The 26,408-nt window shown below is 60.3% G+C and carries 26 protein-coding genes; 12 read left to right on the top strand and 14 right to left on the bottom strand.

The window, feature by feature from the left end:
* Nucleotides 1–88: 88 nt before the first annotated feature.
* Both OC445_RS08425 and OC445_RS08420 read right to left on the bottom strand, forming a co-directional pair.
* Nucleotides 89–388 carry a PsiF family protein gene (locus OC445_RS08425; protein ID WP_003188123.1) on the bottom strand — a complete coding sequence of 100 codons (300 nt, stop codon included), beginning with the start codon at nucleotides 386–388 and terminating at the stop codon, nucleotides 89–91.
* Between the two features lie 71 nt (nucleotides 389–459).
* Entirely contained in the window at nucleotides 460–1,248 is a 789-nt protein-coding gene (locus OC445_RS08420) for an AraC family transcriptional regulator (RefSeq protein WP_034125676.1), read from the bottom strand.
* Between the two features lie 98 nt (nucleotides 1,249–1,346).
* Here OC445_RS08420 and OC445_RS08415 point away from each other — a divergent pair, with 98 nt between their 5' ends.
* Together OC445_RS08415 and OC445_RS08410 are read left to right on the top strand one after the other, a co-directional pair.
* Nucleotides 1,347–2,237, top strand: a complete 891-nt coding sequence (locus tag OC445_RS08415) for a DMT family transporter (protein ID WP_262020054.1) — start codon at nucleotides 1,347–1,349, stop codon at nucleotides 2,235–2,237.
* 97 nt (nucleotides 2,238–2,334) lie between these two features.
* The gene (locus tag OC445_RS08410; protein ID WP_034125674.1) at nucleotides 2,335–2,865 is read left to right on the top strand and encodes a bacterioferritin; all 531 of its coding nucleotides are present in this window, start codon (nucleotides 2,335–2,337) and stop codon (nucleotides 2,863–2,865) included.
* Between the two features lie 113 nt (nucleotides 2,866–2,978).
* On the opposite strand, the gene OC445_RS08405 is transcribed toward OC445_RS08410, so the two are convergent.
* Nucleotides 2,979–5,045 (bottom strand): AsmA family protein, encoded by a 2,067-nt coding sequence (locus tag OC445_RS08405; RefSeq protein ID WP_054896373.1) that lies wholly within the window; start codon nucleotides 5,043–5,045, stop codon nucleotides 2,979–2,981.
* A gap of 357 nt (nucleotides 5,046–5,402) precedes the next feature.
* Here OC445_RS08405 and OC445_RS08400 point away from each other — a divergent pair, with 357 nt between their 5' ends.
* Nucleotides 5,403–5,723 (top strand): hypothetical protein, encoded by a 321-nt coding sequence (locus OC445_RS08400; RefSeq protein ID WP_003188116.1) that lies wholly within the window; start codon nucleotides 5,403–5,405, stop codon nucleotides 5,721–5,723.
* Nucleotides 5,724–5,874: 151 nt separating this feature from the next.
* On the top strand, nucleotides 5,875–6,507 hold the full coding sequence (locus OC445_RS08395; protein WP_198791511.1) for a TetR family transcriptional regulator: 633 nt from the start codon (nucleotides 5,875–5,877) through the stop codon (nucleotides 6,505–6,507).
* Nucleotides 6,508–6,512: 5 nt separating this feature from the next.
* Here the strand turns inward: OC445_RS08395 and OC445_RS08390 are convergent, their stop codons facing one another.
* The gene (locus OC445_RS08390) at nucleotides 6,513–7,019 is read right to left on the bottom strand and encodes a C40 family peptidase (RefSeq protein ID WP_034125672.1); all 507 of its coding nucleotides are present in this window, start codon (nucleotides 7,017–7,019) and stop codon (nucleotides 6,513–6,515) included.
* 340 nt (nucleotides 7,020–7,359) lie between these two features.
* Between OC445_RS08390 and ureE the strand changes: the two genes are divergently transcribed.
* The 5 genes from ureE to OC445_RS08365 all read left to right on the top strand — a co-directional run bounded on the left by ureE (nucleotide 7,360) and on the right by OC445_RS08365 (nucleotide 11,026).
* Nucleotides 7,360–7,860 carry an urease accessory protein UreE gene (ureE, locus tag OC445_RS08385; RefSeq protein ID WP_054896372.1) on the top strand — a complete coding sequence of 167 codons (501 nt, stop codon included), beginning with the start codon at nucleotides 7,360–7,362 and terminating at the stop codon, nucleotides 7,858–7,860.
* Nucleotides 7,857–8,531: an urease accessory protein UreF gene (locus OC445_RS08380; protein ID WP_057977780.1), complete on the top strand. Its 675-nt coding sequence runs from the start codon at nucleotides 7,857–7,859 to the stop codon at nucleotides 8,529–8,531. Before ureE ends, OC445_RS08380 begins: the two co-directional genes overlap by 4 nt.
* A gap of 14 nt (nucleotides 8,532–8,545) precedes the next feature.
* Nucleotides 8,546–9,160, top strand: coding sequence for an urease accessory protein UreG (ureG, locus tag OC445_RS08375; RefSeq protein ID WP_003188109.1), 615 nt, complete (start codon nucleotides 8,546–8,548; stop codon nucleotides 9,158–9,160).
* Between the two features lie 22 nt (nucleotides 9,161–9,182).
* The gene (locus OC445_RS08370; RefSeq protein WP_034125669.1) at nucleotides 9,183–9,755 is read left to right on the top strand and encodes a HupE/UreJ family protein; all 573 of its coding nucleotides are present in this window, start codon (nucleotides 9,183–9,185) and stop codon (nucleotides 9,753–9,755) included.
* A 161-nt stretch (nucleotides 9,756–9,916) separates the two neighbouring features.
* A complete protein-coding gene (locus OC445_RS08365) occupies nucleotides 9,917–11,026 on the top strand; it encodes an AGE family epimerase/isomerase (RefSeq protein WP_262020053.1) in 1,110 nt (369 codons plus the stop codon).
* Nucleotides 11,027–11,135: 109 nt separating this feature from the next.
* Here the strand turns inward: OC445_RS08365 and OC445_RS08360 are convergent, their stop codons facing one another.
* From OC445_RS08360 to OC445_RS08320, 9 genes are all read right to left on the bottom strand, one after another.
* On the bottom strand, nucleotides 11,136–12,041 hold the full coding sequence (locus OC445_RS08360; RefSeq protein WP_003188105.1) for a cation diffusion facilitator family transporter: 906 nt from the start codon (nucleotides 12,039–12,041) through the stop codon (nucleotides 11,136–11,138).
* 229 nt (nucleotides 12,042–12,270) lie between these two features.
* Nucleotides 12,271–13,038 (bottom strand): SDR family oxidoreductase, encoded by a 768-nt coding sequence (locus OC445_RS08355; protein WP_034125868.1) that lies wholly within the window; start codon nucleotides 13,036–13,038, stop codon nucleotides 12,271–12,273.
* Nucleotides 13,039–13,861: 823 nt separating this feature from the next.
* On the bottom strand, nucleotides 13,862–14,578 hold the full coding sequence (locus OC445_RS08350; RefSeq protein WP_005784287.1) for an ABC transporter ATP-binding protein: 717 nt from the start codon (nucleotides 14,576–14,578) through the stop codon (nucleotides 13,862–13,864).
* Nucleotides 14,575–15,450, bottom strand: coding sequence for an ABC transporter ATP-binding protein (locus tag OC445_RS08345; protein ID WP_005784285.1), 876 nt, complete (start codon nucleotides 15,448–15,450; stop codon nucleotides 14,575–14,577). The genes OC445_RS08350 and OC445_RS08345 overlap by 4 nt, the downstream gene beginning before the upstream one ends.
* A complete protein-coding gene (livM, locus tag OC445_RS08340; protein WP_003188100.1) occupies nucleotides 15,447–16,724 on the bottom strand; it encodes a high-affinity branched-chain amino acid ABC transporter permease LivM in 1,278 nt (425 codons plus the stop codon). The genes OC445_RS08345 and livM overlap by 4 nt, the downstream gene beginning before the upstream one ends.
* A gap of 2 nt (nucleotides 16,725–16,726) precedes the next feature.
* Nucleotides 16,727–17,641, bottom strand: coding sequence for an ABC transporter permease subunit (locus OC445_RS08335; protein ID WP_003188099.1), 915 nt, complete (start codon nucleotides 17,639–17,641; stop codon nucleotides 16,727–16,729).
* A 284-nt stretch (nucleotides 17,642–17,925) separates the two neighbouring features.
* Nucleotides 17,926–19,062 (bottom strand): branched-chain amino acid ABC transporter substrate-binding protein, encoded by a 1,137-nt coding sequence (locus OC445_RS08330; protein ID WP_034125665.1) that lies wholly within the window; start codon nucleotides 19,060–19,062, stop codon nucleotides 17,926–17,928.
* Nucleotides 19,063–19,436: 374 nt separating this feature from the next.
* Complete coding sequence (locus tag OC445_RS08325) at nucleotides 19,437–20,720, bottom strand: NAD(P)/FAD-dependent oxidoreductase (protein ID WP_198791509.1); 1,284 nt, start codon at nucleotides 20,718–20,720, stop codon at nucleotides 19,437–19,439.
* Nucleotides 20,721–20,917: 197 nt separating this feature from the next.
* A complete protein-coding gene (locus OC445_RS08320) occupies nucleotides 20,918–22,408 on the bottom strand; it encodes an aldehyde dehydrogenase family protein (protein WP_198791508.1) in 1,491 nt (496 codons plus the stop codon).
* 153 nt (nucleotides 22,409–22,561) lie between these two features.
* Between OC445_RS08320 and OC445_RS08315 the strand changes: the two genes are divergently transcribed.
* From OC445_RS08315 to nadE, 3 genes are all read left to right on the top strand, one after another.
* Complete coding sequence (locus tag OC445_RS08315) at nucleotides 22,562–23,452, top strand: LysR family transcriptional regulator (protein ID WP_198791507.1); 891 nt, start codon at nucleotides 22,562–22,564, stop codon at nucleotides 23,450–23,452.
* Between the two features lie 207 nt (nucleotides 23,453–23,659).
* Nucleotides 23,660–24,874: a nicotinate phosphoribosyltransferase gene (gene pncB / locus OC445_RS08310; RefSeq protein ID WP_003188094.1), complete on the top strand. Its 1,215-nt coding sequence runs from the start codon at nucleotides 23,660–23,662 to the stop codon at nucleotides 24,872–24,874.
* Nucleotides 24,875–24,877: 3 nt separating this feature from the next.
* A complete protein-coding gene (gene nadE / locus OC445_RS08305; protein ID WP_014716685.1) occupies nucleotides 24,878–25,705 on the top strand; it encodes an ammonia-dependent NAD(+) synthetase in 828 nt (275 codons plus the stop codon).
* A gap of 136 nt (nucleotides 25,706–25,841) precedes the next feature.
* Here the strand turns inward: nadE and azu are convergent, their stop codons facing one another.
* Nucleotides 25,842–26,288, bottom strand: a complete 447-nt coding sequence (gene azu / locus OC445_RS08300) for an azurin (protein ID WP_014716684.1) — start codon at nucleotides 26,286–26,288, stop codon at nucleotides 25,842–25,844.
* Nucleotides 26,289–26,408: the final 120 nt, after the last annotated feature.

Genomic DNA, 26,408 nt, shown 5'->3' with positions numbered 1-26,408 from the left:
CCAGCGGGAGCAAGCTCCCTCGCCACACTTGCTCGCTCCTACAAAGGGGCTGTGTGCGAGTGTCGCAGCCTTCTATGGCCCGGGGCTATTATTTCTTCAGGCAAGTGCTCATGAAGGTTTTGCGCGCATCACCGGCCAAGGCTTGGGTTTTCGCCGACGCATTGCAGTCTTTCATCTTCTGCTGCTGCGGGGTCAGGGTCTTGGCGTCGTTGGCGGCAGGTGCCGACAGGCAGGTCTTCATGAAGGCCTTACGGTCATCGCCCTTGAGCGTCTTGGTGGTGGCCTCGGCATTGCAGGTGGTCATTTTGTTCTGCTGGGCAGTGGCGGCAAAACCCTGGGCACACATCAGCAGGCCCATCATCAACAACGGAATACGCAGCATCTTCATGGAGTTTTCTCCCTGTTACCGTGCCGACGGGCACGGCCTACAGCGCAGTGTAGTCAAAACCTGTTACAACTTCACCGGCCACGAATATTCGCCCGCCGGTATTGCTCCGGCGTGCAGCCGGCGTGACGTTGGAACATGGCGATAAACGCCGAGGCGGTGCTGTAGCCCAGATCAAACGCCACGTGTTGCACACTGCGGTCGCTGTCCAGTGCCTCGATGGCCGCCAGGTAGCGCAGGCGCTGGCGCCATTCGCCAAAGCTCATGCCCAGCTCGCGCACAAACTGGCGCGCCAGGGTGCGCTCGCTCACATGCACCTGCTCGGCCCATTGCGCCAGAGGGCGGTTGTCTCCCGGCTCTGCCTGCATGCCCTCCAAGACCCCAAGCAATCCCGGGTGGCGGGCGTAGGGCAGGAAGCAGTCGTGGACCGGCGCCTGCCTGAGCTGGTCCACCAGCACCTGGGCCAGGCGGATGTCGGCGTCGGTGCGCGGTGCATTGACATCGCGCAGGGCGAAATCCTTGAGGATCGCCTTGAGAATGTCGCTGATCGCCAGCGTGCAAGGCTGCTGTGGCAACTGCTCGCACAGCTGCGGCGCCAGCCCTACGGAGTGGTAGACAATCGCCTCGGCATTGTAAGAGCTGTGCTCAGTATGCGGCGGCACCCACACCGCGTATTGCGGTGGCGACATGAAGCGATTGCCCGCCACTTCCATGCGCATCACACCGCTGGCCGAGTAATCCAGCGAGCCCCAGGTGTGCTGGTGCGGGGTGCATTCGGTGTCCGGGGCAAAATCGGAATACCGAAAGTACACCGGGCTTGGCAGGCGGGCAAAATCGGGCAGGCGCACGGTGTGTCGGGACATATTGTCTGGATTCAACGCTCAGTTGTCTGGATCGCAGTATAGGCTTCGATCCAGACAGAGGATAATCCTGCCTCGTCAACACACTGGGTTTCTTTTCAATGCAATACGCGTATCCGCTGCTGGCTATCTTTATCTGGGCCGGCAACACCGTGGTCAACAAATTGGCCGTGGGCTCGATCTTCCCGGCTGAAATCGGCTTTTACCGCTGGCTGTTCGCTGCGTTGCTGTTCACGCCGTTCATGCCCAAGCCGGTGATCGCCCACTGGCCGCAGATCCGCCCCAACCTGGGCAAGATCTTTATCCTCGGCGTACTCGGCATGGCGGTGTATCAAAGCCTGGCCTACTACGCCGCAACGCTGACCAGTGCCACCAACATGGGCATCATCCTCTCGCTGATGCCACTGATGGCGTTGACCGCCGCGATTATCAGCCTCGGCCAACGCCTGACCTTTGGCGCGCTGACCGGCGCGGTGCTGTCGTTCGCAGGCGTGGTAGTGGTCGTGTCGGCCGGCAGCCTGGGCGCGTTGCTGCAACATGGGGTCAACCTGGGCGACGGCATGATGCTGGTGGCGACCCTGGCTTATGCGGTCTACAGCACCCTGCTGAAAAAATGGCAACTGCGCCTGCCGCCGTTGGTGCTGCTGTATTTGCAGGTGCTGGTCGCGGTGGTGGTGCTGCTGCCGCTGTATCTGTTCTCGGCCAAGGCCGGTTTGGGCTGGGCGAATATTCCGCTGGTGCTATACGCCTGCCTGCTGGCTTCGATGCTGGCACCGCTGGCGTGGATGCACTCGGTCAAGACCCTGGGGCCAAGCCGTACCACACTGTTTTTCAACCTGCTGCCGTTGATTACCGCGCTGATTGCAGCCGTGGTGCTGAAGGAGGAGTTGGCGCTGTATCACCTGGTGGGGGGCTTGCTGACCCTGGGTGGAGTAATTCTGTCAGAGCGTTGGACCACACCGGTCAGACGCCCTCAGGACACATCCTGTTAAATCCGATAAAACTTTTCGCCTGGTCCGGGACTCACAACCAATAGCGATCACGCCGGCAGAGCGTGGCGTACAACCGGATTAGCCCCAGGAGATTGAAATGACTGAAGCACGATTGACTGACGTTGCAACCCTGCGCAGCCGCGCCCGCCAGAACGTCGAAAACGGCGCCGTGACCGAAGGCTATGACGCCGACCGCGAAGAAATCATCCGCCTGCTCAACGAGTCGCTGGCCACCGAACTGGTCTGCGTGTTGCGCTACAAGCGTCACTACTTCATGGCCAACGGCCTCAAGGCCAGCGTGGCTGCCGATGAGTTCCTGGAACATGCGACCCAGGAAGCCGAGCACGCTGACAAACTGGCCGAGCGTATCGTGCAACTGGGCGGCGAGCCGGAGTTCAACCCCGACCTGCTGTCGAAAAACTCCCATGCGCAATACGTGGCGGGCAACACCTTGAAGGAAATGGTCTACGAAGACCTGGTGGCCGAGCGGATCGCGGTAGACAGCTACCGCGAGATCATCCAGTACATCGGTGACAAAGACCCGACTACCCGTCGCATCTTCGAAGACATCCTGGCTCAGGAAGAAGAACACGCCGACGATATGGCGGATATTCTGCAGGATCTGTAATAACTAACACCGCCACATCTCCCTGTGGGAGCGGGCTTGCTCGCGATAGCGTTGGATCAGTTGATAAATCATTGACTGATACTCCGCTATCGCGGTCAAGCCCGCTCCCACAGTTACTTCACGGTCTTGGGCGCCTTGCCTTCCTTCATCTGTTGCAGCAACGGTGCGCACTCATTGGGCTCGCCACCGCTTGGGGCAACCAAGGCGAGCAAGCCAGCAGCAGGCCCGGCGATCACGCCGAGGGCGACCATGCCCGCACCGCGTAGCGCCAATGGAATGGCTTTCACGCCAGCATTGGGCTTGATGAATGGTCCATTGACGTAGAGCGGTGAACGCAGGGAGAACAGGCGAAAGCCCTTGGATTCCGGCGTGATGGTCAGGTCCAACTGCTCGGTGGCCATATTCGCGGTGCCGTCGATGTAGATGATCGCGTTCTCGGTATCGAACACAAACAGCCGCGTGGTCGCCAGGCCCGTCTTGATGCCGAAGTCCGCCGCTGCGCAGTTGATCTTCACTTCCTCGTCGCCGAACAGGCGGCCGACCACGTAGTTGCCCACGTTGAGCCCGGCGATTTCCATCAGGCTTCGGCTGATGGCGCCATCGTTGATGAGCATCTTCAGGTCACCGTTGGACGTGCCCAACAGTGCCGCCACCGAGTTGCCGCGCCCGGAAATATCGGCATCGCCGTTGAGTTCACCGAAGCTGGTTTTCATCGGTTCGAAAGTCGGGAACAGCTGCTTGAGCTTGAAGTTGCGCGCCGTCAGCTTGGCGCGGCCCTCCATCGGCGTAGTGCGGCCGTTCAAGCGAATCTGCGCATCGAGCTTCCCACCGGCCACGCCAAAGCGCAGGGGTTCAAGGCTCAGTTGGCCGTCGTTGAGCACCAGGTGGGTGTAGAGGTCGGTAAAGGGCAAGTCGGCACTGTGCACGATACGCTTGCCGGTGAACTCCACATCGGCATCCATCTCGCGCCAGCGTTCGGTGCGGAACTCTTCAACCGGCAGCACTTTGGTCGCCGGTTGCTTGCTTTCACCGCCACGGGCTTTTTGCTCGGCATTGGAATCTGCGCCAATCAGCGGCGCCAGGTCATCCATCAGCAGTTGGTTGGACACCAGCGCGCCGCTGAGCTTGGGCCGTGGCTGGCTGGCAACATAGGCCAGGTCGCCGTGGATGTCGCTGTTGCCAATCTTGCCGTTGAAATTCTCGTAGCGAAAGGAGGCGCCGCTGGCCTCATGCAGTTTGGCGATCAGGTGGCCGTCGGTGGAATAGGCCGGCGAATCCGGCAGGGTCACGCCGGTCAGCGGATACAGGTTGCCCAGGCTGCTGCCCGACAGTTTCAGGCGCAGGTCCAGGGCACCGAGGTTCAGCGGGTCGGTCAGGGTGCCGGCCAGGGCGATGCTGGTGTCCGCGATCTTGACTTGGGCTTGCAGCGGGAACGGCTTGGCCGCGTCCTGCAAGGCCAGCAAGCCACCGATCTTGCCCGTGCCCGCGAGTTTCTGGCCGTGGTACTGGCCTTTGACCTTGAGGCCGAACGCGTAGTCCTGGGGCGCCGAGCCTTTTTCCAGGGCTTTTTTGGCATCGGCATCGCCGACGATTTCACCGAAGGGAATCGGCTTGCCCAGCGGGTCGATGATCACATCCAACTGGGTCTTGAGGCTTTGATCGTCAAGGGTCACATGGCCTTTGTCAAAGCCGATGGCGCCAATATCCACCACCCAATTGGACGGTTCGGCGTTGGGGTCCTTGGGGTCGAACTTGAACGTCCAGTTGGCGCGGCCATCAGCCAGGCGCTGCAACTGGGCACTGGGTTCGGTGAGGTCGATGCGCGGGATCACCACACGCTGCACCAGCAAGGCCAGGGGCGAAATGCGCAGCTCAACCTTCTTGAGCGTGACCATCTGCGGTTGTTTCGACCAATCGGGGTTCCCCAGAGTCAGGTCTTCGGCAATCACATGGGGCCACGGCACCCAGCCGCGCCAGCCGCCTTCATCGGGCTCACGCTGCCACACCACGGCGAGGTTGCCGTTGATGGCGAACGGACGATGCAGTTCTTCGGAGACCTTGGCATTGAGGGGCGGCTTGATGCGGTTCCAGTCGAAGAACACCAACACCAGTACCACGATGGCAATCAACAGAACGAAGCTGGCGCAGCTCCAAGCGAGAATTTTACGAGTGCGCGTCATTGCACAGGACTCCTGAATACGACTGGCTGGGCAACAGCCTTTTAAACAGCTTATAGGACTACGACTGGCAAAGTGCCTGGGGGTTTAACGCAACCGCGGATTTAACCGAAAAAAGCGATTTTCCTGATCAACCAGACAATTTTCCCCATCGACGACGCACCATTGTTACCCAGGTTCGTGTCGAAAATACCCACATCGGTGCAAAGCCGCGGGCTTGAGAGGCTCGATCTAGAGCCTCCGGCGAGAACAATCAATTCTGTTGATTATTACCATTGTGTTTATGAACTTTTATATCGACTTATCAAGGGTAACATTAGCCCTGTACCCACTTTATCGCCCTCCCTAGGAGCAACCATCATGAAACGCCAATTACTCGCTACCGTTCTGTTATCTGTCCTGGCTTCCAGCGCTTTTGCCCTGCCAGCTGCCGAACAGGCCACCCCGCAGAACAAAGCTCAAGCCGTGCAAACCAGCCAAACCGTGGCTCGCAGCGGTTCGCAAGAAGACGAAAACCGTGATTACGCCAAAGGCGCCGTAGCTGAAAATGGCTACAACCGCTTGCAAGAGAAAGGTCTGGTCGAAGGCGGTGCTGAACAAGCCAACAAACGCGCCTACACCGAAGGCGTTGCTGAAGGCGGTGCCGACCGTCTGCAAGAACTGCATCAAGCACAGAGCTAAGCCTGTGGTGGCCCAGAAAAAAGCCCGATCTGCCGATCGGGCTTTTGCTTTTATATAGAACGCGTCACGCCCCGCCCCTGCCAAGTTCGACGCCGGCAAAGCGCTTTTGCTAGAGTGCGTCGCTGTACTTGCCGACAAAGCTCATCCGCTCATGCTGCCCCGCGCCGAACAGAAGCAACAGACCCGCCTCGCCCTGATGGACGCAGCCCGCCATCTGATGGAGTGTGGCCGCGGGTTTGGCAGCCTGAGTTTGCGCGAAGTCGCCAAGACTGCGGGTATCGTGCCCACCGGTTTCTATCGCCATTTCGCCGACATGGACCAACTTGGGCTGGTACTGGTAAGCGAGGTCGGCCAGACCTTTCGCGCCACGATCCGCCTGGTGCGCCACAATGAATTCGTGATGGGCGGCATCATTGATGCCTCGGTGCGCATCTTTCTCGATGTGGTTTCGGCTAACCGCTCTCAGTTCCTGTTCCTGGCTCGCGAACAGTACGGCGGCTGCCTGGCCGTGCGCCAAGCCATCGCCGCCCTGCGCGAAGACATCACTCGCGACCTGGCCGCCGACCTGACACTGATGCCCAAACTTCAGCACTTGGATGCCGAAGGTTTGCGTGTGATGGCCGACCTGATCGTCAAGAGTGTGTTCGCCACCCTGCCCGATATCATCGACCCACCGGCCCACGCCTTGCCGGCCCACCTTACGCCCCAGGCGAAAATCACCCAGCAGCTGCGCTTTATCTTTATTGGCCTCAAACATTGGCAAGGGCTGGGCAGCACCGAGTAAGTCAATCAACCCGCCGTGTGGAACCGTTTGGCGGTGGTGTAGTGCTTGTTCCAGTAGCTATTGCTCAATGAATCGATACGGATGGTTTTGCCGGTACGCGGCGAATGGATGAATTTGCCCTGGCCGATATAAAGGCCGACATGGCTGACCTGGCCCCGCCCGTTGCCTTTGAAAAACACTGCATCCCCTGGCTTTAAAGCACTGCGTTTGATGGTTGTCGCCGATGAACGGTGCATGGCGGCAGTGGTGCGGGGTAGCTGGATATTGGCTTGGGTCTTGAACAAGTACACCAGGAAGCTACTGCAATCGAAGCCCTGCTCTGCCGATGTGCCGCCCCACTTATAGGGCGTACCCAGCAACTCATGGGCGCGGTCAATGACATCGTCGATAGAGGCCGGCTTGATGCTTTGCAGCGAAGAGCTGAAGGTGGCGCGGGGTTGGAAATTGGCCTTTGCCGATGAAATAAAGCAGGTCAGGCTGACAAGGCATACACAAAAAATTGATCGAAGCATGATGAACGTCGCGGTGGAATTAAACAGGCCGCATAGCCTAAAGAACCCGCAGGTAATCTCATGAGCTCCAAATCCTGATGACCCGTAGGAAAAATCCTAAAAAACACCTACAAAGAAAAAGATGAAAGAAACTTCATCAAACTGAGCGGCGCCATCAACGCAGAATGCCCTTCCCCGGTGCTATAAACCTCGGCACGCACCAAATTGATACACGCGCGGAAATCATCCGACGCCCTATTGAGCAGCATGCCTGCCTGACTACAGGGAATTCCTACTCGATTCCGTGATTGGCAAGCCCCTTGCTCTAGGTCTTTCATCGCTCACAGTTGGAAGCTCTCTGATGCTGGTGATACACCGCCGAATCGCCCCCCAAGCCCTCTGGGCCGCCGAGTTGCTGCTCAACTTCGAAGCCCGCAGCAAAAGCCGCCTGCGCTGTTTCAGTGCCGACGGTGAAGACGTCGGCCTGTTTTTGGAGCGGGGCCAGCCGCCCTTGCACGATGGTGAATTCCTGCAGGCAGAAGACGGACGCGTCGTACGGGTATGCGCCCGCCCTGAACAACTGCTGCACGTCACCTGCCGCAACGCCTTCGAGCTCACCCGTGCCGCGTATCATCTGGGCAACCGCCATGTGGCCCTGCAAGTCGGTGACGGCTGGCTGCGCCTGCTCGATGACTACGTGCTCAAGGCCATGCTCGAGCAACTGGGTGCCGATGCGCAGACCCTCGAGGCGCCGTTTCAACCCGAGCACGGCGCCTATGGCGGCGGCCATCATCATTCACGGCATGGTGATGAAGACTTCAACTACGCGCCCAAGCTGCATCAGTTCGGCGTGCGTCTATGAACCCAGCCTGGGCGCTGCTGCGCCTGGCCAGTCCGCAACTGCCGATTGGCGGCTACAGCTATTCCCAAGGCCTGGAAATGGCGGTGGACAACGGCCGCGTGCAGGATGCCGCGAGCGCCCGGCGCTGGATCAGTGACCAGTTGCTGCTCAACCTGGCGCGTTTCGAAGCCCCGCTGCTGCTCGCCCACTGCCGCGCAGCCGGCGAACAGGACTGGGCCCAATTGGCGCAGTGGTGCGACGAGCATCGCGCCAGCCGTGAGACCCGGGAGCTGTATCAGGAGAGTCGTCAGATGGGCTATTCCCTGCAACAACTGCTCAACGGCTTGCCGGAACTGGACGACAGCGCCCGTGATTTTCTTGCACAACGCGACGAACCGCATCTGGCCCTGGGCTGGGCCTTGGCCGCGCGCGCCTGGCACATCAACCCCGGCGATGCTCTTGCCGCCTGGCTATGGAGCTGGCTGGAAAACCAACTGGCGGTACTGATGAAAACCCTGCCATTGGGCCAGCAAGCGGCCCAGCGGTTGACCAGCGAACTGCTGCCGCTGCTGCAACAAGCACAGCAGGATGCCGAACGCATTAACCCTAACCATTTGGGCAGCGCCGCTTTTGGCCTGTCCCTGGCGTGCATGGCCCACGAGCGCCAGTACAGCCGCCTGTTCCGTTCCTGATTCTGGAGAAGCACATGAACACACAACCCCTGCGCGTCGGTATCGGCGGCCCGGTAGGCTCGGGCAAGACCGCCCTGACCCTGGCCCTGTGCCTGGCGCTGCGCGATCGCTACAACCTGGCGGTGGTCACCAACGACATCTACACCCGTGAAGACGCCGACTTCCTGGTGCGTAACCAGGCCCTGGCGCCGGAGCGCATCATCGGCGTGGAAACCGGTGGCTGCCCACACACGGCGATTCGCGAAGATGCCTCGATCAACCTGGAGGCCGTGGACCAACTCAACCGCCGTTTTCCCGGCCTGGACCTGATTCTGGTGGAGTCCGGCGGCGACAACCTGTCGGCCACCTTCAGCCCGGAACTGTCGGACCTGACCATCTATGTGATTGATGTCTCAGCGGGCGACAAACTGCCGCGCAAGGGCGGGCCCGGTATTTGCAAATCCGACCTGCTGGTGATCAACAAGATTGACCTGGCCCCGCTGGTGGGTGCCTCGCTGGAACTGATGAACAGCGACACCCAGCGCATGCGCAACGGCAAACCCTTTGTGTTCAGCAACCAGAAGACCGGGGTCGGCCTGGACGACATCGTCGCCTTCATCGAACGCCAGGGCCTGCTGACCGCCGCCTGATCAACCCATAAGGAACCTGTCCATGAGACTCAACAGACTTTTCGCCGCCGCCGCGCTGCTGCTCGCCCCTGCCTTGGCCTTCGCCCATCCGGGCCATGGCGACAATGGCCTGGTGGCCGGTATCAGCCACCCCCTGGGCGGCCTCGATCACTTGCTGGCCATGCTTGCGGTGGGCCTCTGGGCGGCCCAGCAAAAAGGCGCCGCGCGCTGGGCGCTGCCGTGCACCTTTGTCGGCACCATGCTGATCGGCGGGGTGTTGGGTTTCGAAGGGCTGCAATTGCCGGCGCTGGAAAGCGGGATTGCTGCATCGGTGCTGGCCTTGGGCCTGGCGGTAGCGTTGGCGGTCCGGCCGCCGCTGTTCGTGGCCGTGGGCGCCACGGCGTTGTTTGCGCTGTTTCACGGCGTGGCCCATGGCCTGGAACTGCCGGATATGACCAGCCCTTGGGCGTATGCGGCTGGGTTCGTGGGGGCAACAGCCGTGTTGCACGCTGCGGGTTATGCAGTGGTGCGCTTTTTGCCGGCAGCTGCGGCACCCTTGGTGCGAGTGGCCGGGGCTGCTTCGGCGGCGACTGGGGTGTGGTTGCTGGCGGGCTGAGGAAAAGATCGTTCCCACGCTCCGCGTGGGAATGTAGCCTAGGACGCTCTGCGTCCCAAAGCATGACGCAGAGCGTCATAAAATGCATTCCCACGCAGAGCGTGGGAACGATCAGCCTGCTACCATGCGCGCCTACACCCCTGCCGTGACGACGCCAGCCAATGCCCATCGCTTCCCCCTCTTCCCTGACGCCTGTGCTCACGCACTTCCATGACCTGATCGTGCCTATCTGGCAAGGCCCGGGCTGGAATGCCGACCTGGCGCTGCCCTTTGAGGCACTGGATGCCGATCACCAGCCACTGCCCCCCCAGCGCTATCGCGCCATGGCCTGCGCCCGGCAGTTGTACCTGTTTGCCAGCCTGATCGGCGAACCCGGCGCGGCTTTCGCCGAAGAACGTGCGGCGGCGCTGTTTCGCTCCCTGCAACGGCACTTTCATGATGCCGAACACGGTGGCTGGTTCTACAGCATCGACCCCGCCGGCCAGCCGCTGGACGAGCGCAAAGACCTCTACACCCACGCCTTCATTATCTTTGCCTGCGCCCATTACTGGGACAAGGTGCGTGAGCCGTTGGTGGAATCGGTGCTCAACGCTGCCCTGGAAGTCGTCGCCCAACGCTTTGCCACCGGTGACGGCTTGTACGAGGCCGTACTGGAGCGCAACTGGGCCTCGCTCGACTCCGGCCCGTTGCAAAACCCGTTGATGCACCTGGCTGAAGGCTTCCTCGCCACCCTCGCGGTGCGTGAGGACACCCAGGTACAAGCGGCCCTGCTGGCACTGGCGACGGCCATGCAGCAACGCTTCATCGACCGCGAGCACGGCGTGATGATGGAGAAACCTTTGGGCGCTGTGGATAACTGGTTTGAGCCGGGGCACCAGTTCGAATGGTTCTTTTTGCTGGAATCTTCAGCTGTGCTGCGCGGCACTGCGCTGCATGAGTCGCTGACACGGGCATTTGCCTATGCCGAGCAAAAGGGTGTGGATAAGTTAAGCGGTGCGGTCAGCGGCATGCTGGCGCTGGATGGCACGGTGCGCGACGGTACCCAACGGATCTGGGCTCAGGCGGAGTACCTGCGGGCACTGACCTTGCGGCCAGGCAGCGAAGCGGTGCTGCAGCGTCAGTTACAGGCGCTGCAACAGCGCTTTTTGCATGCCAAGGGTTGGCATGAATGCCTGGATGCCGAGGGTAAGGTGAGCCGGCGGGATATGCCTTCGACTACGCCCTATCATTTGGCGACTTGCTATCAGGGTTTGGTCCAGCATCTGGGCTGACCTGCAGGGCTCCATCGCAGGCAAGCCAGCTCCCACAGTTGATTGTGTTCGCACATTTAAATGTGGGAGCTGGCTTGCCTGCGATAGCCTCACCTCGCTCTAACAGACTTTAGGCAATCCACTTGCGGTCGCCCGTAAAACTGATCGTCAACCACCGCGCCGCATCCGCCGCCCCCAGCCCTGTGGATATCTCTTCACGCAGCCCATCGAGGGTGGCGACGTTATCCACCGGGTAATCCGCTGGCAGCACCACATGAATCTCGATAAACCGCGCCCGCCCGTGCTTCTGCACATAGGACACGTAGTCGTCGAAACCATGCTTGGCCTGCGCCGCGTCCATCACCTCGCGGACCTTGTCGTCCAAGTGATCCGGCGCGATCCCCAACACTTCGCGCAACGCCGGGCGCAGGATCTTGAACGCCGGCGCCAGCATGCTCAGGGCCAGCAGGATCAGGATCAACGGGTCCACGTAGACCGCCCACTCGCCATAGCCCTGGGACTTGAGCAACAGCGCCGCCAGGAAGCTGATCAGCAAGCCCACCGACAGCATCGCGTCCACCAGCCAGCTGATGTTGTCGAACTGGATCAATGACGATTTGAGTGTGCGATTGCGGTAGCGCACATAGAAGAAGTAGGCAAACTCCACGACCGTAAATACCGCCGCATAAATGATCACCAGCCCCAACTCGATTTCGCGCCCGCCATTGATAATGCCGAACACGCCATTGAGGAACGCGTAGATGGCGATCAGCAGCAGGAAACTGCCTTCTATCAGCAGCACCATCGGCTCCAGGTGCCAATAGCCGAATTGGAAACGCTCGTTGCTTTTCTTGGCGATCAGCTTGGCCGTGATCAGCATCAGCACCTTGATGGCGGTGGCGATCAGCGAGAAAAAGCCGTCGAACAGAATGGATTGGGCGCCGGATATCACACCCGTGACAATCCCTGCGATCGCGACTGCGAACATCAGGATAGTCGATTGTTTGAGCAGTGCCTGCTCACCTCGGTTACTCACATTGCCTCCTGTCAAAACCTTTAAACCGCTGGGTGCGGTGGGGTTTTCAGGCGGGCAGTGTACCTTATGCCGCATTTTGACCGATTTGCCGCCACTGATCGTTCCCACGCTCCGCGTGGGAATGCATCGCGTGACGCTCTGCGTCACCAGCAGAAAGCGGGGCGCAGAGCGCCCCCGGCGGCATTCCCACGCGCAGCGTGGAAACGATCAGCGTGTGTCGCGCAGGCGCTTAGCCCTTGGCCCCACGCTCAATCGCAAACCCAGCCCAGGTCTGGCTCACCGGCATCAACTCCAGGCGGTTGATGTTCACGTGCGCCGGGGTGTTCATCACCCAGAAAATCGTATCGGCAATGTCCTGCGGCTGGATCGGCTCCGCACCTGCGTAGGTGGCGTCATAACGCGCCTGGTCACCGCCGAAGCGCACCAGGGAGAACTCGCTTTCACACAAGCCCGGCTCGATATTGGTCACGCGCACGCCGGTGCCTTGCAAGTCGCAGCGCAGGTTCAACGAGAACTGCTTCACGAACGCCTTGGAGCCGCCATACACATGGCTGCCAGGGTACGGGTAGTTACCCGCGATGGAACCCAGGTTGATGATCCCGGCACCGCGGCCATGGGCAATCAGGCGCGGCAACAGCAGGTTAGTGGTGGTCAGCAGGCCCTTGATGTTGGTATCGACCATGGTTTCCCAATCGTCGAGGTCGCACTTGGGCGCAGGGTCGGTGCCCACGGCTAGGCCGGCGTTGTTGATCAGGCCGCGCAGCGTGGCGAACGACGCCGGCAGGTTGGCGATGGCCTCCTCCATGCCTTTGCGGTCGCGCACATCCACCACCAGGCCATGCACTTCGGTCTGCTTGGAAAGCTCTTCGACCAAGGCGTTCAAGCGCTCGGCACGACGACCAGTGAGCACCAGTTTCCAACCGGCCTCGGCAAAGCGACGGGCACAGGCTTCGCCGAAACCTGAAGTAGCGCCAGTGATAAACAGCGTGTCGGACATGGTGTTCTCCTTGCGGGCATCGGGGAAAAAAACAGCCAGCAGAATGCCCTTACGCCGCGTTTGCGGCAACCGCCGTGCACACACACGCATGCCTGGCTGATCATTTTTTAACCAATCCTCGCAAAGCCGTATAAACCGTAGCTTGCAGCCATATACGCGCAGGTTATCCACAACTGCGCCCACAGTCTTTGGGGGCAAGTGCAAACGGCTCAAAGCCGCTGTGTACAAGGGTTGCAGGCGGTTTTATAAAGTTTTTTGCTTGACCTGGGCGAGCGCCTATGTAGCCGCTGACAAATGCAGAAAAACACAACGATGGCTCCAGGCCAGTCATTCCGGCCCCTGCGCAAGTCTTTCCAGAGTTTAGTCACAGACTTATCCACAGGCTGGAAGGACTTATTTGGTTCATATACCTGTGTCTTTAAACAGGTTGACAAACCCTTGAGACGGTCGCGAAAAACACCCTGATCGAAAAACAACCAACACGCTACAAGCCACGTGGTTAAAGGCTTTCAGCCAGCTACTCCCACGTTACCCACAGCCGGTTCCACAGTGGATGGGGACAAGTCAAAACTGTGACAAAACAGGGATTTGCGGCGGCTATATGTCGCGCTTTTGAGGTGGGCTGGATTTGTTTTCCACAATTTGGTGGAGGGCTTGTTGACATCGCAAAAACAAATGTGGGAACCGGCTTTGGGTGGGCGCTGGCTTGCCTGCGATGCGGCCACCTCGGTATGTCAGCTAAACCGAGGTGATGCTATCGCGGGCAAGCCCGGCTCCCACATAAGGCCCGCTTCCCACAGGGTTGATGCGCCTGGATCTTGGGTCAGTGACCGCCCAGGTAGGCGTTGCGCACTTCCTCGTTCACCAGCAACTCCTTGCCGGTGCCTGTCAGGCGAATCTCACCATTGACCATCACATACGCCCGGTCCGACAGGCGCAGCGCATGGTTGGCGTTCTGTTCCACCAGGAAAATGGTCATCCCGGTGGACGCCAGCTCGCGCAGGGTGGAAAAGATCTGCTTCACCACAATCGGCGCCAACCCCAGGCTTGGCTCATCGAGCAGCAACAGCTTGGGCCGGCTCATCAGCGCACGGGCGATGGCGAGCATTTGTTGCTCACCACCGGACATGGTCATCGCCCGCTGGTTGCGTCGCTCCTTGAGCCTGGGGAACAGCTCGAACATGCGTTGCATGTCCTCGCTGGCGAACTTGTCGCCAATGGGGATGGTGCCCATCAGCAGGTTTTCCTCGACGGTCATGTCGGGGAACACCCGCCGCCCTTCCGGCGACTGCGCAATGCCGTTGGAAGCGATGTAGTGGGACGACTTGTGAGTAATGTCGACGCCGTTGTAGAGGATCTGCCCCGACTCGGCCCGAGGCTGACCGAAGATCGACATCAGCAACGTGGACTTACCCGCGCCATTGGAGCCGATCAGGCTGACGGTTTCGCCTTCGTTGATGTGCAGCGAGACTTTTTTCAGGGCCTGGATCGGGCCGTAGAACACGTCCAGGTCCTTCATTTCGAGGATAGGTGCGCTCATACCAGCTCCTCTTCGTCCGCGCCCAGGTAGGCGGCGATCACTTTCGGGTCGTTGCGGATCGCATCCGGGCCGCCTTCGGCGATCACGTTGCCGTGGTCCAGCACCACAATGTGGTCGGAAATACTCATCACCATGCCCATGTCGTGTTCGATCAGCACCACCGTAAGGTCGTGTTCGTCGCGCAGCAGGCGAATCATCGCGCTGAGGGCTTCGGTTTCCTGCGGGTTGAGGCCCGCTGCCGGTTCGTCCAGGCAGATGATCTGCGGCCGCGTGCACATGGCGCGGGCGATCTCCAGGCGGCGCTGCTGGCCGTAGGAGAGCTCGCCGGCCAGACGGTTGGCGCAGTCCACCAGGTCGACCACTTCCAGCCAGTAGAACGCGCAGTCCAGCGCATCGCTTTCGGCCTTGCGGTAGCCCTTGGTGTTGAGGATGCCGGCAAGCATGTTGCGGTTGACCCACATGTGCTGGGCCACCAGCAGGTTTTCCAGCACCGACATTTCCTTGAACAGGCGAATGTTCTGGAAAGTGCGCGCCAGGCCGGCACGGTTCACCAGGTGGGTGCCGCCGAACATCTTGTAGTAAACGCGGCTGAGGAAGCTTTTGGGCGACACGAAGTCGGTGGCCTCAAAGCGCTCGCCGAGCAGTTGGATCACGTTGGTTTGCTTGCCGCGCACGTTGAGCTCGATCTTGCCGCCACTGGCTTTGTAGAAGCCGGTGAGGCAGTTGAACACCGTGGTCTTGCCGGCGCCGTTGGGGCCGATCAGGGCGAAGATCGAGTTGCGTTCAACCTTGAGGCTTACATCGCTCAAGGCTTTGATACCACCGAAGTGCATCATCAGGTGTTCGACAGACAGCACGACTTCCTTGCTCATGGCGCTACCCCTTTGCGTGGCGTCACACCGGTACGGCTAATCCGAATCAAGCCACGCGGTCGCCAGATCATCATCACCACCATCAACACCCCAAACAGCAGCACGCGGTACTCGGAAAAACTACGCAGCAGTTCCGGCGCCACGGTCAACACGAACGCTGCGATCACCACGCCAACCGTCGACCCCATGCCGCCCAACACCACAATGGCGAGGATCAACGCCGACTCGAAGAAGGTAAACGACGACGGGTTGACGAAGCCTTGGTAGCTGGCAAAGAACACCCCGGCCAAACCGGCGGTGGACGCGCCGATGGTGAAGGCTGAGAGTTTGACCAGCACATGGTTCAGGCCCATGGAACGGCAGGCGATTTCATCTTCGCGCAGGGCTTCCCAGGCGCGGCCGACCGGCATGCGCGTCAGGCGATGCTTGATGTACAGCACGGCCAGCACCACCAAAAACAGCACGATGTAGATGAACATGAACTTGATGTTGGGGTTGTAATCGATGCCGAAAAACTCGTGAAACGGAATGCCGCCATCCTTCGCACGCTTGCCGAACTCCAGGCCCAGGAAGGTCGGTGACGGCACGGGCATACCGTTGGGGCCACCGGTGAACGACAGCCAGTTGTTGAGCACCAGGCGAATGATTTCACCAAAACCCAGGGTCACGATGGCCAGGTAGTCCCCGTGCATTCGCAGCACCGGGAAGCCGAGTATGCACCCCGCCAACGCCGCCGCGATGGCCGCCAGTGGCAGGACCGTCCAGAAGCCCAGGCCCAGGTATTGATAACCCAGCGCCAGGCCGTAGGCACCTATGGCGTAGAAGGCCACGTAACCCAGGTCGAGCAGGCCCGCCAGGCCCACCACGATGTTCAGGCCCAGGCCGAGCAACACGTAGATCAGCCCGAGGATCACCACGGTGAGCAGGTATTTGTTGGCGAAGATCGGAAACACGATGGCGATCACGATCAGCGCCGGGATGATCCAGCGCAGCCGCGACTTGTAATCCGGTGGCAGCACGTGCACGCCGGAGCCGCTGCTCTCGAACCCCTGCAGGATCTTCACGCCCTTGGGGGTTTGCAGGAACAGGCTGAGGGCAAAGCGCCCGGCCATCACGATGGCGACCAGCACGGCAACCCGCGCAGGTTCCAGGTTGAAGCTGTAGCCGTCGAGCACCACGCCGACAATCGGGCCGAACACGATCAGCGAAATCAGCCCCGCGAGTACCGTATCGACCACACTTTTCTTGATATCAATGGATTTGGCAGCAGACATGTTTACACCTTCGCCACGAGTGGGCGACCAAGCAGGCCCTGGGGACGGAAAATCAGAATCACCACCAGCAGGGAGAAACTGAACACGTCTTTGTAGTCAGAGTTGATCAACCCCGAGAACAGCGACTCGGAGATACCGAGGATGATCCCGCCCAGCATCGCCCCAGGCAGGGAGCCGATGCCGCCGAGTACCGCCGCGGTAAACGCCTTGATGCCGATGATGAAGCCGGCATAGAAGTCGAAGGTGCCGTAGTTGAGGGTGATGAGCACGCCGGCCAGGGCGGCCATGGCGGCACCGATGACAAACACGTAGGAGATCACGCGGTCGGTGTTGATGCCCAGGATCGAGGCCATCTTGCGGTCTTGCTGGGTAGCACGGCACATGCGGCCGAGCTTGGTGTATTTGATGATGTAGGTGAGCAAGGCCATGCCGGCAAAAGCGGCGACCAGGATGAACACTTTGGTGTAGGTCAGTTGCACGAACCCGGTGCCGATATCGACGCGCCAGGCGCCGGCCAGCAGGGTGGGAATGCCTTGTTGCTTGGCGCCCTGGGCGATCTGCGCGTAGTTCTGCAGGATCAGGGAGATACCGATGGCGCTGATCAGCGGTGCCAGGCGGGTGGAGTTACGCAGGGGTTTGTAGGCGACACGCTCAATCACCCAACCGTACACGCCGGTGACGACCACGGTGAAGATCAAGGTACCGAGAATGAGCAGCGGGAAGGATTCGATGCCGAAGTAAGCCAGCAGTGCCAGACTGATCGCCGCGAGGTAAGCGGAAATCATATAAACCTCGCCGTGGGCGAAGTTGATCATGCCAATGATGCCATAGACCATTGTGTAGCCGATGGCGATCAGGCCATAGACCGACCCGAGGGTCAGGCCGTTGACCAGTTGCTGCAGGAAAATACCATCCATAACGCAATCTCACGCGGTGAGCACCTGCACACCGGTGGGTGTGCGGCGCTTCTGGAGGAAAAGACAGGTTTGTTGCAATGGAGCAGGCAACCACGCCCTCTGTGGGAGCTGGCTTATGTGGCGAGGGAGCTTGCTCCCGCTGGGCTGCGAAGCAGCCCCAAACTGGGCAATCGAGATACATCAGATGTATTTCGGTAAGCGGTTGGGAGTGCTACGCACTCCAGCGGGAGCAAGCTCCCTCGCCACAGCAAGCCCCCCTAACCTTAGGCCCGTGGTGCTTGTACTTACTTCTGCTTTTCCAGCTGATGGTATTTGCCGTCTTTGTCCCACTGGTAAACCACGTAGTCAGAGACTTTCAGGTCGCCCTTGGTATCCCAGGCTTTTTCGCCCATGACGGTTTTAACCGGGTTGGCCTTGAGCCACTTGGCAGCGTCTTCGCCCTTGTTGGACTTGGCACCGTTGAAGCCGGCGGCCAAGGCCTGGATCGAAGCGTAGGCGTACAGGGTGTAGCCTTCAGGCTCGGTGCCGTTCTTGCGGAACTCTTCCACGACCGTCTTGCTGTCCGGCAGCAGGCGCGGGTCGGCGCCGAAGGTCATGTACACGCCATCGACGTACTGCGCACCACCTGCGGTGGACACCAACTCGTCGGTGACCACGCCGTCATCGGACATGAACTTGACGTCTTTCAAGCCCGCTTCACGGATCTGGCGCACCAGTGGGCCGGCTTCCGGATGCAGGCCGCCGAAGTACACGACGTCGGCGCCCAGGGAGCGGATCTTGGTGACCAGGGCGCTGAAGTCTTTCTCGCCACGGGTCAGGCCCTCTTCCAGCACCGGCTTGACGCCGCGCTTGGTCAACTGGGCGGCGGTGGCGTCGGCCAGGCCTTTGCCGTAGGTGTCCTTGTCGTTGATCACCGCGACTTTCTTGCCCTTGAGCACGTCGACGATGTAGTCGCCGGCGACGATGCCTTGCTGGTCGTCACGCCCGCACATACGGAACATGGCGCCCAGGCCGCGTTCGGTCACTTGTGGGTTGGTGGAGCCTGGGGTGATGGCGATGATGCCTGCTTCGTCGTAAACCTCAGACGCCGGGATGGTATTGGATGAGCAGAAGTGCCCGACCACACCGATCACTTTGTCCTGGTCGGCCAGGCGGTTGGCCACGGCCACGGCCTGCTTGGGCTCGCAGGCGTCATCGCCCGCCACCAGCTTGATCTGCTCACCGTTGATGCCGCCGGCCTTGTTGATAACGTCGGCTGCCGCCTGGGCACCCTTCATGTACTGCTCACCGAAAGCGGCGTTGGCACCCGTCATCGGGCCCGCCACACCAATTTTCACATCAGCTTGAACAAACGTAGAAACACCCAGCGCCGCAGCAACGGCGAGGGCCAGAAAACCTTTCTTGTAAAACGTCTGGGACATGAGTGGTGCTCCGATATTTTTGATTTTTGGCACGACAACTTGCATTCAAACCTTTCACCGAAAGCTCAGAGCAAGCCGCGTGCCATTACTTTTTTATTCTTCAAAAAGACACGGTGTCATTGTTATTACAGGCGTTTCGACGCCTTTTGCCAGGACGTGCAACCGTCTAGCGTCTAGAGGTGCAACCAACACTTCAAAAAAGTACAACCCTGGCAGGTCGCACCTGCAACCACAGGCATAAACGACAGTTCCTGCAGCTGTAACAATGTGCGTAACGGAACTGCACATTTACAGTGCGTGATTGCTACGACTTGCACCAATACAGATGGGTAGCCTGCTAAGAAAACGCAGGCTTTTGAGGGGTATTTCGCTGATCAGATCACGATCCTCAGGCATTGCCCGGCGTGATAGAGCGAGAAGCCGGCTTCATACAGGCAGCTGCGCAAGCCCACCGCGGCCAAGGGTTGCATGGGCGTAAAAGGGATCGGCAAGGCTTGGGTGTCCTGGTGACACAGGTAGTCGGCAAACGCCTTGCCCACTACGCTGCCGGTGGTCACCCCGCGCCCGTTATAACCGGTAACCGCCACAAGGCCGGGGGCCGGTTCGAACAGGCGCATCAAGTGGTCGGGGGTGAACGCGATGCAGCCGGTCCAGGTGAATTCCCATTGCACCGGTTTGAGGTACGGGAAGTAGTGTTGCTGCACCCGATCGGCCCACGCTTTGAGAAACCATGCCGGTTTCTGGTTGCCGTTACCCAGGCTGCCCAGCAACAGGCGCCCGTCGGCATCGCGGCGAATACTGCTCAGGACCTGGCGCGTGTCCCACGAACCCTGGCCGCCGGGGAGGATCTGCTTGGCCGCGTCATCGGTCAGCGGCGCCGAGGCCACCTGATAGTAATAGCCGGGGAAGAAGTTACGCCGCAGTTCGGTCCATTCGCCTTCGGTGTAGGCGTTGGAGGCGATCACCACCTGCGCGGCCTGCACCGCGCCCTCGGCGGTCTGCACCGACCAATCGGCGCCTTGGCGTTCAAGCTGGGTGACCGGGGAATGATCGAACAACTGCCCGCCCAACGCTGCGGCGGCATTCGCCAACCCAGTGGTGTAGGCCATGGGGTTCAAGGTGCCTGCGCGCCGATCCAGCAATGCGGCGGCGATTTTCCGAGTACCGGTGGCTTGCTCGCAAGCCTGGCCGGTGAGTAACTCAACCGGTGCGCCACGGCGTTTCCACTGCTGCTCACGGCTGCGCAAATCCGCCTCGCCACGGGCGTTGTGCGCCATGTGCAAGGTGCCTTCACGGCGCAATTGGCAGTCGATGTTGTACTTGTCGATCAGGCTGAACACCAGGGACGGCGCCGCACCCAACATGCGGTTGAGCTGGCTGCCCACCGCCGTGCCGAAACCGGCCTCGATCTCGTCCGGTGGAATCCACAGGCCGGCGTTGACCAGCCCGACGTTGCGCCCCGAACCACCGTGGCCGGTGCGATGGGCTTCCAGTACGACGACGCTTTTACCCTGTTCCAGCAAATGAATGGCCGCCGACAAACCGGTGATGCCGGCGCCGATCACGCACACATCCACCTTGACCGCGCCCTTGAGCGCGGCTCGGTCGGGACGGCCTGGGGTGAGGTGTTCCCATAAACATGTTTCGCGCAGTGCCATTGCCAGACTCCGGGATGAATTCACCACCGCTCGTTCCCACGCTCTGCGTGGGAATGTAGCCTTGGACGCTCCGCGTCCGCATTGTCGTGACGCGGAGCGTCACAGGATGCGTTCCCACGCAGAGCGTGGGAACGATCAGTATCACCTGTGGGGGCTGGCTTGCCTGCTCCCACATTGATCTCACTCCGACCTGAGGCTCAGTCGAACGTGATGCCTTGTGCCAGAGGCAGCTCCAGCGAGTAGTTCACAGTATTGGTTTGCCGGCGCATATACCCGCGCCACGCATCCGAGCCCGATTCACGCCCGCCGCCGGTTTCTTTTTCACCCCCGAACGCGCCACCGATCTCCGCGCCGCTCGGGCCGATGTTGACGTTGGCAATGCCACAGTCGCTGCCCACCGCCGACATGAACTGCTCGGCTTCACGCACGTCAGTGGTGAAGATGCAGGATGACAAGCCTTGTGGCACGGCGTTGTTCAGGCGCAGGGCTTCGGCGAAGTCGGTGTAGCCGACCACGTAAAGAATCGGCGCGAAGGTTTCGCTGAACACTACGTCGCTTTGCTCGGGCATTTCCACGATGGCCGGCGATACGTAGTAGGCGTTGGGGAATTTGTCTTGCAGTTGGCGCTTGCCGCCGAACACCTTGCCGCCTTCGCTCAAGGCTTGCTCAAGGGCGTCCTGCATGTTGTCGAAACTGTGCTTGTCGATCAGCGGGCCGATCAGGTTGCCTTCCAGTGGGTGGCCGATGCGCACTTTGGAATAGGCGGCCTTGAGGCGGGTGACGATTTCTTCCTTGACCGACTCATGGGCGATCAGCCGGCGCAGGGTGGTGCAGCGTTGGCCGGCGGTGCCCACCGCGCTGAAGAGGATGGCGCGCACGGCCATGTCCAGGTCGGCGCTTGGACCGAGAATCATCGCGTTGTTGCCGCCCAGTTCAAGGATGCTGCGGGCGAAACGTGCGGCGACTTTGGGTGCCACTTCACGGCCCATACGCGTGCTGCCGGTGGCGCTGATCAGGGCGACGCGCGGGTCATCCACCAGCGCAGCGCCGGCGTCGCGGCCGCCGATGATCACTTGGCTGAGGTACTCGGGGGCACCGTCGAATTTTTTCAGTACGCGCTCGAACAAGGCCTGGCAGGCCAGTGCGGTGAGCGGGGTCTTTTCCGACGGTTTCCAGATCACCGCGTTGCCGCACACCAAGGCCAGCGCAGTGTTCCACGCCCACACAGCCACCGGGAAGTTGAAGGCGCTGATCACGCCGACCACGCCCAGCGGGTGCCAGGTTTCACGCATATGGTGGCCTGGGCGCTCGGAGGCGATGGTCAAGCCGTACAACTGGCGCGACAGGCCGACGGCGAAGTCGCAGATGTCGATCATTTCCTGCACTTCACCCAAGCCTTCCTGGGTGATCTTGCCGGCTTCCCAGGAAACGAGTTCGCCCAGGTCGGCCTTGTACTCGCGCAATACGTCGCCGAACTGGCGCACCAGCTCGCCACGCCGCGGCGCCGGCACCTTGCGCCAGGCTTCGAATGCATGCTCGGCGCGACTGACCTGTTGCTCCACCTCGGCGGCGCCTTCCCAATGGACACTGCCGATACGGCTGCCATCAATCGGTGAATGCACGGGTTGTTTCCCAGCCTGGTACAGCGCCGGGTTTACCCCGAGACGATCAAGCAATGCGGCAACCATGGGTCACTCCTTCAAATCTGCGTAGAAAAATCGCGCCGCTGCTTGCACGGCGATCCTGAGCCTATTTGTAGCTGGCCCAAGACTTGCCAACAAACGACGATTAGGCGAGATATCATTCCCTTTATTCATGCAAAGAATAAAAAGAGGCATGCCGTGCTGAACAAAAGATATTTGCCCTCGATCACCGCCCTGCAGTGTTTCGAAGCGGCCACCCGCCACCTGAGCTTCACCCGCGCCGCCGAGGAACTGAACCTCACCCAAAGCGCGGTGAGCAAACAGGTGGCGCAGTTGGAAGAACTGTTGCAACACCTGCTGTTTCGCCGCGTGCGCCGGCGCTTGCAGATGACCCCGGCGGGCGACCTGTACCTGGTGGAAGTGCGCAAGATCCTCACCCAAGTGGAAATGTCCACCCACTACCTGCGCTCCTACGGCGGCGAAACCGAAGTGCTGCGTGTGTCCACTCCCTACACCTTCGGCGCACGCTGGCTGGTGCCGCGCCTCAAGGGATGGCGTTTGCGCCACCCGCAGATCCACCTGGACCTGTGCAACGAACAGGACCCGGACGAGTTACTGCAAGGCAAGGCCGACATGGCGTTCTATTTCGGCCAGGGCGCACGTCCCGGCACCGAGAGCCTGAAGCTGTTCAGTGAAGAGCTGGTACCGGTGTGTTCGCCCGACAGCCTCCCCGCCGAGCCCTTCACCGACCCCACGCAACTGAGCGAGCTGGTGCTGCTGCAAAACGCCTCGCGGCCTCAGGGCTGGCATGACTGGTTCGCCAGCCAGGGCTTTCATACCGAGCACAGTTACCACGGGCCGCGGTTCGACACGTTCTACATGTGCATCCGTGCGGCGCAGGTGGGGTGCGGCGTGGCGCTGTTGCCGCGCTTTCTGGTGGAGGAGGAATTGGCCGAGGGCAAGTTGGTGATCCCCTGGCAACATGCGATGCCGAGCCAGGATGCTTACTACCTGGCGTATCCCGAGCATTCGGCGGAGGTGCCCAAGGTGCGCGAGTTTGTGAAGTGGATGATGGAGCAGGTGCTTTAGCGCCTGGAGAATCGCCATCGCAGGCAAGCCAGCTCCCACCGTTTGGAATGCACTCCAAATGTGGGAGCTGGCTTGCCTGCGATGGCGCCAGTGGCCTTACTGAAAAAATCACTGGCAAAACCCCACAAGTCTATGCGCCACTAACCCCCTTCCTCAATTGTGCGTAAAGGCCGGCCTCCATCGCCGACCCGTCTGGAGATTCCCGTTATGAGCGAGAGTGTGTTTGCCGATCGCATCGTGCAGAACCTGCTCGACACCGACTTCTACAAGCTGACCATGATGCAGGCGGTGCTGCACAACTACCCGAACGTGGAAGTTGAATGGGAGTTTCGTTGCCGTAACAGCGAAGACCTGCGCCCTTACCTGGCGGAGATTCGTTACCAGATCGAGCGCCTCGCCGAGCTGAGCCTGAGCCCCGATCAACTGGGGTTCCTGGAACGCATCAGCTTTATGAAGCCGGATTTTCTGCGTTTCCTCGGGCTGTTTCGCTTCAACCTGCGGTATGTGCAAACCGGCATCGAGAACGGCGAGTTGTTTATCCGCCTGCGCGGACCGTGGCTGCATGTGATCCTGTTTGAAGTGCCAATGCTGGCCATCGTCAGCGAGGTGCGTAACCGCTACCGCTACCAGACCGTGATCCTCGAGCAGGCCCGCGAGCAGCTGTATCGCAAGTTCGACTGGTTGACCGCCAACGCCAGCAGCGATGAGCTGTCGGAGCTGCAAGTGGCAGACTTCGGCACGCGCCGGCGTTTTTCCTACCGGGTGCAAGAGGAAGTGGTCAGCGTGCTCAAGCACGATTTCCCTGGCCGTTTTGTCGGCACCAGCAACGTGCACCTGGCGCGCGAATTCGATATGAAGCCGCTGGGCACCATGGCCCACGAGTGGATCATGGCCCACCAGCAACTCGGCCCGCGCCTGATCGACAGCCAGATCGCCGCCCTTGATTGCTGGGTGCGCGAGTACCGTGGCCTGTTGGGTATCGCCCTCACCGATTGCATCACTACCGACGCCTTCCTCGGCGACTTCGACTTGTACTTCGCCAAGCTGTTCGACGGCCTGCGCCATGACTCCGGTGATCCGATCCAGTGGGCAGAAAAAGCCATCGCTCACTACCACAAGCTGGGCATCGAACCGATGAGCAAGACCCTGGTGTTCTCCGACAGTCTGACATTGCCCAAAGCCTTGGAAATATTTCGGGCGTTGCGCGGTCGCATTAATGTGAGCTTTGGCATCGGCACCAACCTGACCTGTGATATTCCAGGGGTGGAACCGATGAGCATCGTGCTTAAAATGACCGCCTGCAATGGCCAGCCCGTCGCAAAAATTTCCGATGAAGCGGGCAAGACCCATTGCACCGACCCGAATTTTGTCGCCTATTTGCGTCACGTTTTCAAAGTACCTGCCCTATCCAGCAAGGAGTGAATCATGCAAGCCGTACAGCGTGAGATTGCACAACAGCTCAAGGTGCAAGCCCCGTTCAAGGACCAGGCCGCACTCGAAGCCGAGGTTGCCCGGCGCGTGGCCTTTATCCAGGACTGCCTGCGCAATTCCGGGCTCAAGACCCTGGTGCTCGGCATCAGTGGTGGTGTCGACTCCCTGACCGCAGGCCTGTTGGCCCAACGTGCGGTGCAGGAACTGCGCGCCAGCACCGGCGATGAGGCGTACCGCTTTATCGCCGTGCGCCTGCCCTACGAAACCCAGTTCGACGAGCACGACGCCCAGGCCTCGGTGGACTTTATCGAGCCGGATGAACGTCACACCGTGAACATCGGCCCGGCGGTTAAAGCCCTGGCCAATGAAGTGGCCGCATTTGAAGGCAAGGCCGCGGCGTCCCGTGACTTCGTGCTGGGCAACACCAAGGCGCGCATGCGTATGGTGGCGCAGTACACCATCGCCGGCGCGGCCGGTGGGCTGGTGATCGGCACCGACCATGCGGCGGAAGCGGTGATGGGCTTCTACACCAAGTTCGGTGATGGCGCGTGCGATCTGGCACCGTTGAGCGGGCTGGTGAAGCATCAGGTGCGGGCCATTGCCCGTCACTTTGGCGCGCCGGAATCGCTGGTGGAGAAGGTACCGACCGCCGACCTGGAAGACCTGTCGCCGGGCAAGCCGGACGAGGCGTCACATGGCGTGACCTATGCCGAGATTGATGCGTTCCTGCAGGGTGAGCCGGTGCGTGAGGAGGCGTTCAGGATTATCTGCGAGACCTATCGCAAGACTGAGCACAAGCGGGTGATGCCGTTTGCGCCTTGAGGTGAACCTGATCGTTTTGCATTGATTGTCACATCGCCATCGCAGGCAAGCCAGCTCCCACACTTGACCGGATTCCAACATGGGAATGCGGTCGAATGTGGGAGCTGGCTTGTCTGCGATGAACGATAACGCGGTCTTACTTCAGAACCACAGCACCTTTCATCATCGAGATGTGGCCTGGGAACGAGCAGAAGAAGCTGTATTTCTCATCGGCCTTCAGCTTGGAGACGTCGAAGGTCACCGAGTCTTTCTCGCCAGCACCGATGATTTTGGTGTGGGCGATGATGCGCTCATCACCGGCTTTCAGGTAATCCTTGTCGATCCCCGCAGCCATGCCGTCGGTTGCCACCGGTTGCATATTGGCTTCGGTAGTCAGCACCCAGTTATGGCCCATCACGTTCTTGGGCAGGTTACCCGAGTGAGTCAGCTCAACGGTGAACTGCTTGCAGCTCTTGTCGATTTCAATCGCTTTGGTGTTGAACGACATTTGGTCGGTGGAGTCGACAGTGACCTTGCACTCTGCAGCAAGCAACTGGCCGCTCGCCAGAGTCAGCAGGGAAACAGCAACGAGTTTGGCAAACATGTGAATCTCCAAGGCAGGGTTTTAAAAACGCGGATTGCGGTAAGGGTGCCTCAATCAGGCTTGAGTTCTTATGATCTGAATCAACAGATTGTATACAACTTTAGGCTATCAGCTTCATCA

Source organism: Pseudomonas sp. Pse35, assembly GCF_024519715.1.
Classification (GTDB): Bacteria; Pseudomonadota; Gammaproteobacteria; order Pseudomonadales; family Pseudomonadaceae; genus Aquipseudomonas; species Aquipseudomonas paracarnis.
The sequence above is the reverse complement of the archived record's forward strand: the minus strand, read 5'-3'. Positions and strand labels throughout refer to the sequence as shown.

Coding starts and splice junctions, on each gene's coding strand:
- OC445_RS08325 (WP_198791509.1), bottom strand. CDS start 20,720: ATGGCACTGCGCGAAACATGTTTATGGGAACACCTCACCCCAGGCCGT.
- OC445_RS08370 (WP_034125669.1), top strand. CDS start 9,183: ATGAGACTCAACAGACTTTTCGCCGCCGCCGCGCTGCTGCTCGCCCCT.
- pncB (WP_003188094.1), top strand. CDS start 23,660: ATGAGCGAGAGTGTGTTTGCCGATCGCATCGTGCAGAACCTGCTCGAC.
- OC445_RS08390 (WP_034125672.1), bottom strand. CDS start 7,019: ATGCTTCGATCAATTTTTTGTGTATGCCTTGTCAGCCTGACCTGCTTT.
- OC445_RS08365 (WP_262020053.1), top strand. CDS start 9,917: ATGCCCATCGCTTCCCCCTCTTCCCTGACGCCTGTGCTCACGCACTTC.
- OC445_RS08350 (WP_005784287.1), bottom strand. CDS start 14,578: ATGAGCGCACCTATCCTCGAAATGAAGGACCTGGACGTGTTCTACGGC.
- OC445_RS08330 (WP_034125665.1), bottom strand. CDS start 19,062: ATGTCCCAGACGTTTTACAAGAAAGGTTTTCTGGCCCTCGCCGTTGCT.
- OC445_RS08415 (WP_262020054.1), top strand. CDS start 1,347: ATGCAATACGCGTATCCGCTGCTGGCTATCTTTATCTGGGCCGGCAAC.
- OC445_RS08425 (WP_003188123.1), bottom strand. CDS start 388: ATGAAGATGCTGCGTATTCCGTTGTTGATGATGGGCCTGCTGATGTGT.
- OC445_RS08355 (WP_034125868.1), bottom strand. CDS start 13,038: ATGTCCGACACGCTGTTTATCACTGGCGCTACTTCAGGTTTCGGCGAA.
- OC445_RS08320 (WP_198791508.1), bottom strand. CDS start 22,408: ATGGTTGCCGCATTGCTTGATCGTCTCGGGGTAAACCCGGCGCTGTAC.
- livM (WP_003188100.1), bottom strand. CDS start 16,724: ATGTCTGCTGCCAAATCCATTGATATCAAGAAAAGTGTGGTCGATACG.
- OC445_RS08400 (WP_003188116.1), top strand. CDS start 5,403: ATGAAACGCCAATTACTCGCTACCGTTCTGTTATCTGTCCTGGCTTCC.
- ureG (WP_003188109.1), top strand. CDS start 8,546: ATGAACACACAACCCCTGCGCGTCGGTATCGGCGGCCCGGTAGGCTCG.
- azu (WP_014716684.1), bottom strand. CDS start 26,288: ATGTTTGCCAAACTCGTTGCTGTTTCCCTGCTGACTCTGGCGAGCGGC.
- OC445_RS08345 (WP_005784285.1), bottom strand. CDS start 15,450: ATGAGCAAGGAAGTCGTGCTGTCTGTCGAACACCTGATGATGCACTTC.
- OC445_RS08395 (WP_198791511.1), top strand. CDS start 5,875: ATGCTGCCCCGCGCCGAACAGAAGCAACAGACCCGCCTCGCCCTGATG.
- OC445_RS08335 (WP_003188099.1), bottom strand. CDS start 17,641: ATGGATGGTATTTTCCTGCAGCAACTGGTCAACGGCCTGACCCTCGGG.
- OC445_RS08380 (WP_057977780.1), top strand. CDS start 7,857: ATGAACCCAGCCTGGGCGCTGCTGCGCCTGGCCAGTCCGCAACTGCCG.
- OC445_RS08405 (WP_054896373.1), bottom strand. CDS start 5,045: ATGACGCGCACTCGTAAAATTCTCGCTTGGAGCTGCGCCAGCTTCGTT.
- nadE (WP_014716685.1), top strand. CDS start 24,878: ATGCAAGCCGTACAGCGTGAGATTGCACAACAGCTCAAGGTGCAAGCC.
- ureE (WP_054896372.1), top strand. CDS start 7,360: ATGCTGGTGATACACCGCCGAATCGCCCCCCAAGCCCTCTGGGCCGCC.
- OC445_RS08410 (WP_034125674.1), top strand. CDS start 2,335: ATGACTGAAGCACGATTGACTGACGTTGCAACCCTGCGCAGCCGCGCC.
- OC445_RS08420 (WP_034125676.1), bottom strand. CDS start 1,248: ATGTCCCGACACACCGTGCGCCTGCCCGATTTTGCCCGCCTGCCAAGC.